The 255-nt window shown below is 65.5% G+C and carries 1 pseudogene; it reads right to left on the reverse strand.

What is annotated here, in order from left to right:
- Window positions 1-255 (reverse strand): annotated as a pseudogene (locus tag AF337_RS12225) (saccharopine dehydrogenase); the annotation flags it as partial.

Raw genomic sequence — 255 nt, forward strand, 5'->3', positions numbered from 1 at the left:
GCTGTCCAGCGCAACTCGATTTTCGATGTCGTCGGCGTGCGCCCACTCGTCCATGACAGCTGCCACAAGCAGGTCGGCCAAGCCGCCATAGAAACCCATGGCCGGGATGACGGCTGTGCCCGCTTCCCGGGCCGCAACCTCATGCCTCTCGAACGTGGCCTGCACACTCGGTTGCTCGGCCGTCACGTCGAGGTAATGAATCCCCGCTCGCAACGCGGCACGCACCACTGCGTCGGCCGTGTCCATGAACGGGCC

The sequence above is a fragment of the Rhizobium ecuadorense genome (assembly GCF_001187535.1).
Classification (GTDB): domain Bacteria; phylum Pseudomonadota; class Alphaproteobacteria; order Rhizobiales; family Rhizobiaceae; genus Rhizobium; species Rhizobium ecuadorense.